This is a genomic window from Streptomyces recifensis, assembly GCF_002154615.1.
In the GTDB taxonomy this organism is placed as follows: domain Bacteria; phylum Actinomycetota; class Actinomycetes; order Streptomycetales; family Streptomycetaceae; genus Streptomyces; species Streptomyces griseoluteus.
The window spans coordinates 1-5179 of record NZ_MUNH01000398.1 but is presented as its reverse complement, the minus strand read 5'-3'; the positions used below and the strand labels follow the sequence as shown (position 1 = coordinate 5179).

General features: G+C 71.4%; 6 protein-coding genes. 2 read left to right on the top strand and 4 right to left on the bottom strand.

Features of this window, described 5'->3' with window-relative positions; genetic code table 11:
- The 3 genes from CCN33_RS20720 to CCN33_RS20710 form a co-directional block, all read right to left on the bottom strand.
- Positions 1-847 (bottom strand): alpha/beta fold hydrolase (locus CCN33_RS20720; protein WP_167387909.1); only part of this gene is annotated, 847 nt, incomplete at its 3' end.
- 182 nt (positions 848-1029) lie between these two features.
- Positions 1030-1740, bottom strand: a complete 711-nt coding sequence (locus CCN33_RS20715) for a response regulator (RefSeq protein ID WP_086695067.1) — start codon at positions 1738-1740, stop codon at positions 1030-1032.
- Complete coding sequence (locus CCN33_RS20710; RefSeq protein WP_244173883.1) at positions 1737-2945, bottom strand: sensor histidine kinase; 1209 nt, start codon at positions 2943-2945, stop codon at positions 1737-1739. The genes CCN33_RS20715 and CCN33_RS20710 overlap by 4 nt, the downstream gene beginning before the upstream one ends.
- Before the next feature lie 133 nt (positions 2946-3078).
- On the opposite strand from CCN33_RS20710, the gene CCN33_RS33570 reads away from it, so the two are divergent.
- Positions 3079-3201 carry a hypothetical protein gene (locus CCN33_RS33570; protein WP_279628188.1) on the top strand — a complete coding sequence of 41 codons (123 nt, stop codon included), beginning with the start codon at positions 3079-3081 and terminating at the stop codon, positions 3199-3201.
- Entirely contained in the window at positions 3198-3920 is a 723-nt protein-coding gene (locus tag CCN33_RS20705; protein WP_244173882.1) for a hypothetical protein, read from the top strand. The genes CCN33_RS33570 and CCN33_RS20705 overlap by 4 nt, the downstream gene beginning before the upstream one ends.
- 213 nt (positions 3921-4133) lie before the next feature.
- On the opposite strand, the gene CCN33_RS20700 is transcribed toward CCN33_RS20705, so the two are convergent.
- Positions 4134-5179: MFS transporter (locus tag CCN33_RS20700; protein WP_086695066.1), on the bottom strand; the 1046-nt coding region annotated here is incomplete at its 5' end.

Here is a 5179-nt window from a genome sequence, read left to right as displayed (position 1 = left end):
GGGCGGCCGGGGCCGTGACGGGCGCTGCGGCGGCCGGGAGGGCGGTCTGGCCGGTGTCGAAGGGCTGCTGCCAGGCGGTGAAGAAGTGCCGGACCAGCAGGTCGGTGACGGCGGCGGGCTGCTCGACCGGCACCAGGTGGGAGGCGCCGGGCACGACCGCGAGCCGGGCGTCCGGGATGCCGGCGACCAGCGTGCGGGCCTCGGCGGGCCCGGTGACCTGGTCCTCGGAGCCGACCAGCACCAGCGTGGGCACGCCGATCCGGCCCAGCTCCGGACGCACGTCGAAGGCGGCGAGCGCCTCGCAGGCGGCGATGTAGCAGCCGGGGTCGGTGGTGCGGACCATCTGCACCGCCCACTCGGTGATCGCGGGCTGCGCGGCGGCGAAGCCCCCGGTGAACCAGCGGTCGGGCGCGCTTCGCGCGATCGGGTCGAGCCCGTTCGTGCGTACGATCACCCCACGCTGACGGAACTCGTCCGGCGTGCCGAACCGGGGCGAGGCCGCGACCAGCGCGAGCGAGGCGAGCCGCTCGGGGTGACGCAGCGCCAGCTCGATGCCGACGGCGCCGCCGAGGGCACAGCCCGCGTAGCCGAAACGCTGCACGCCGAGGCTGTCCAGGGTGGCCAGCAGACGCGTGGCCAGCTCCGCGACCGAACCGGCCGGGTGGGCCGGGGCGCCGCCGTGGCCGGGCAGATCGAAGCGCAGGACCCGCCACTGCTTGACCAGTTCCGGCACCTGGCGGTCGAACATGTGCCAGGTGGTACCCAGAGAGGGGCCCAAGATCAGTACGGGAGCCTCTTCCGGCCCGTCAAAGCGGTATTGCAGGGTGCTGGACGTACTCTCACTCACCCTGCTCACGCTCTCACATCTCACAATTTCTCACGCACTGGGGTCTCAACTCCGTGCAGGTCATCCTATTGTGAGGCGGCCTTGCGAAGATCCTCTGCATAAGGCTTCACATACCACCGCTCGGCGGTGACCGCGTTCGTGTGCACCCACCCCCGTGACTTTTCGCTCTGCTTTTCGAGCCTTTAGCTGTGAAACCCTCGGGAGGAGTTCTGCTGCGCCTGGAAGACCATGAGTGCCAGCTGGACCCGGTTGTCCAAGCCGGTCTTGGTGAGCGCGCGGGAGATGTGCGTCTTGACCGTGCCTTCGCTCATGAAGAGTGCCTTCGCGATCGTCGCGTTGGAAGCGCCTTCGGCGACGGCCTCGGCGACGGCGCGTTCTCGGTCGGTGAGCGCCTCCAATGTCCGCCGAGCTTTGGCGCCGGCGGAGTCGTCGTCTGCGCGAGTGTGGCGGGCCACGAGTTGGCGGGTGATCGTCGCCGAGAACGCGCTTTCTCCCGATGCGGCCAGGTGAATCGCGTGGCAGAGCTCTCGCGGTGCGACATCTTTGAGCAGGTATCCGCTCGCGCCGGCCTGCAATGCGTCGAGCACGTGGGTGTCCAGGTGAAAGGTGGTCAGCATCAGCACCGCGACCGACGGCACCGCCGCCCGGACACGGCGGGTGGCCTCGACGCCGTCCATCTCCGGCATCTGAAGGTCCATCAGCACGATGTCGGGGCGGTGGCGCGTCGCCGCGACGACGGCCTCGGCTCCGCCGGACGCCTCGGCGACGATTCTGAGGGTGGGGTCCACCGACAGGACCATCCTCAGCCCGGCGCGGACCATCGCGTCGTCGTCCACGACGAGCACCGACGTGGGGGCGCCGGGGGTGCCGCCGGAAGGTGGGGAGCTGGTCATCGCAGCGGCACCCGCGCGGACAGCCGGAACTCGTGGGTGTTCTCGCCGCGGTCGACGACCTCGTGCTCGGTGACGCCTCCCACGGCGGCGATCCGTTCGACGAGACCGCTCAGCCCGGCGCCGGTTCCGGGCAGCACCGACCCGGTTTCCTCGATCGGGTTGGTGACCGTGACGAGGGCATCACCGCCCTCGCGGCGAACATCCACCGTGACCAGTGCGCCGGGGGCGTGCTTGCGCGCGTTGGTGAGCCCTTCCCGCACGACGCGGTAGACGTGCTCGGCGTTCAGGGGTTCCCGCGGCGCGGCCGCGCTGCCGGTGCTGCCGGTGTCGTCCGGCAGATCAAGGTGCGCGACGACCAGCTGACCGGCCTGTCTGGCCTCGTCGATCAATCCCGCGACGGTGTGCACGTGTGCGGAGTTTCGCGGTGTCACGACGGTGCCGTCGCGCAGTATGCCGATCACGGTGCGCAGCTCGTCGAGTGCGCTGATCGCGGTCGTGCGAATCGTCGCGGCTGTCGTGCCGACATTCTCGGCGTCGTCCCCGGCGACCGCGAGGGCGCCGGCGTAGAGCGCGATCAACGAGATGTAGTGCGCGACCGAGTCGTGCATGTCCTGGGCGATTCTGGCGCGCTCGGCCATCTGGATCTGTTCCGCACGCTGCTCTCGCTCGCGCTCGATACGGGCGGCTCGGTCCCGGTAGACCGCGACCAGGTCCTGCTGCTTCTGCTGAAGTGCGCCCCAGGCGACGACGGCGAGTGTGATCGCGGTGTTGACCACCACGGTGAGACTCAGCGCGGAGTTGGCCGGATACAGCAGCCAGAAGACCAGCGCGCCGGCGATATCGGCCAGCGCCACGAGCAACGCCTGCTCGGTGCGCCGGCTGCGTGCCACGGCGAACAGAGCCACGTAGTTGGCCACACCGGCGGTGGCGCTGAACGCCCCAGCGACCGCCAGCACCAGTCCGACCGCGAGGGGGGCACGGTAACGGACCAGCAGCACGAGACTGGCGAGGGCGCCCACGGCGATGTCGAGGACGCGCCACCCTCCTGCCGGGCGTTGCTCGAGGACCAGGAACAGCAGGGCGAGTCCACCGGCGAACGAGGAGAGAACGAGCAACGCCGACCGGCCGCGCTCGATCCACGGCCCTCGACGCACCGGGGTCTCGTCGCTGCGGCCGCCGGCGACGGCGAGGGGAGGAGACGGCACCGGACCACCCTAGATCGCTGTTCTCGGCGAAGCACAGTCAACGAAAGTCGTAGAAGCTGCCGGCCGTTGGTGGACGCGATCGGTCCCGGTCGGCAGACGTCCGGCGCATGGACCGGCCGCCATCGTCGAGGACGTGAACACCACACGTCTTCGCAGATACCTGATGACGCTGCTCGGGCTGGACCCGACCGACCGGCGCTCCACGACCCGGACCGGAAACCTCCGCACCGACGACGTCACCCGGGAGTCCCTGTGACCAGACCATCGACCACGCGCAACCTGTCCGGCTCGTCCCGTACCACGGCCGACGCCCCGGACCTGCCCACCATCACGTTCGCCGGCCGGGCGGGGATGGCGGTGGCTGCCCTCTCGGTGCCGATGGTGGCCCTGTACTTCGTCTACTCGGGGCCACCGCCGGAGTGGAACGTCCTGACGCGCAGCCTGCTGACGCTGGTGACCATGGCTGTGCTGACGGTGTTCGGGGTTGCCCTGGCACGCCTGCTTCCCAGGGACGACACGGGCCGGAGCACCCTCGTCGGTCAGCTCACCGTCGTGTCGCTGCTCACCTACGTCGCGGTGATCCTCTTCGCCACCTCGCTCGAGGCCGGTACTCCCTTGGCCTTCCCGGATCGGGGGATGGACCCGACCACGGACGGCCCTCTGTCGGCCGCCATGGCATTGGCCCACGGTCCGATCGCACACCTGTGGATCGCGATGTTCTTCCTCGGATTCGCCCGTGCCGCGCGGCAGTTCACGACAGCTGTGTCACCGGTGGTGCCGCGGTGGGCCCTGCGCGGTGCGGTCGTCGTCGGAGTCGTCAACCTGCTGGCCGTCCCGTCGCTCTACTTCGGCATGGACGCCACCCACTTCTACGCCGTCAACGGATGGGGTGCGGATGCCCTCGTCGGTCTGATCACTCTGGTCTGGGTCGGCTTCCTCGGCCTGGGCATCCACCGGGCGCGACCGGTGACTTGACGGGTCGGCCTGTTCTCCGCGGCGGCCGGGCTCCCCTTCCCGGGGGCCGGCCGCCGCCAGTCGTGCGCAGTGGGCCGAGTTGACAGACCTGAGCGTCCAGCGGGGAACCCGCCGACAGGGTCCCGGCATGCGGTCTCCGGCGGCGCGGCGTCGCGCGCCGGAACGGTCGTGATCCCCGCCCGCCTCTCCGGGGGCGGGAGGCGGGACGTTCGGTCAGCGGGACGTGCGGTCAGCCGGGGAAGTGGGGCGTGCGGGCGGTGTCTTCGGCCCGGCTGGGACGCACACCCACGCGAGGGCCGCCGCGATCAGATAGGCGAGGGCGCCGATGGCCATGCTGGTGCGAAGTCCGGTGCCGTAGTCGGCGCCGGTGGCCAGCAGGCTGCCGCCGAGGGCCACGCCGGTCGCGCTGCCGATCTGGCGGGCGGTGTTGAACAGCGCGGAGGCGGCCCCCGCGTACTCCGGGGGCGCGGCACCCATCACCGTGGCGGTCGAGCCGGTGAGCGCGAAGGACGTACCGAACCCGGCGGCCATCATCGGGGCCACCAGCAGCGGGTAGGGCGGATCGGTACCCGCCGCGGCCCAGCCGGCCAGCCCCAGCGCGCCGAGGAACATGCCGGAGACGACCAGTGGACGGTGACCGGTGCGGCGGGCGAGCCGTCCGGACAGGACGGAGGCGAACATCGTCATCGCCACGGCCGGGAACAGCGCCACTCCGGTCCTGAGGGCGCCGAAGCCGCGCTGGTGCTGGAAGTCCAGGCTGGCGGTGAACACCATGCCGTAGAAGCCGAAGTTGAACAGCAGGCCGACGGCGGCCCCGCCGACCATCGCCCGGGAGCCGAGCAGGCGCGGCGGAAGGCCGGGGGAACGGGCGGCGCGCTCGCGCCACACGAACGCCGCGACGGCGGGCACGACCAGGCCCAGCCCGGCGAGCACGAGGGGATCGGACCAGCCGCGCCGGCCGGCCTCGTTCAGCGCGCCGGTCAGCAGGGCCACCGCCGCCACCACGGCCCACTGCGCCGGCCAGTCCAGGGACCGGCCGGCGTGACGCGGCGAGGGTGCCACGTGCCGCCACGTGAGAAACAGGCAGGCCACGCCGACGGGCAGATTGATCAGGAAGACCCAGCGCCAGCCCACGGTGGACACCAGCAGGCCGCCCAGCAGCGGCCCGGCGGAGGCGGCGACACCCGCCATCGACCCCCACAGCCCGAAGGCCCGTGCACGTGCGGCGGGCTGCGGGTACGCCTCCTGGAGCAGGGCGA

Excerpts from the sequence above, each read along its gene's own strand:
- CCN33_RS20715 (WP_086695067.1), bottom strand. The coding sequence starts at position 1,740 with ATGACCAGCTCCCCACCTTCCGGCGGCACCCCCGGCGCCCCCACGTCG.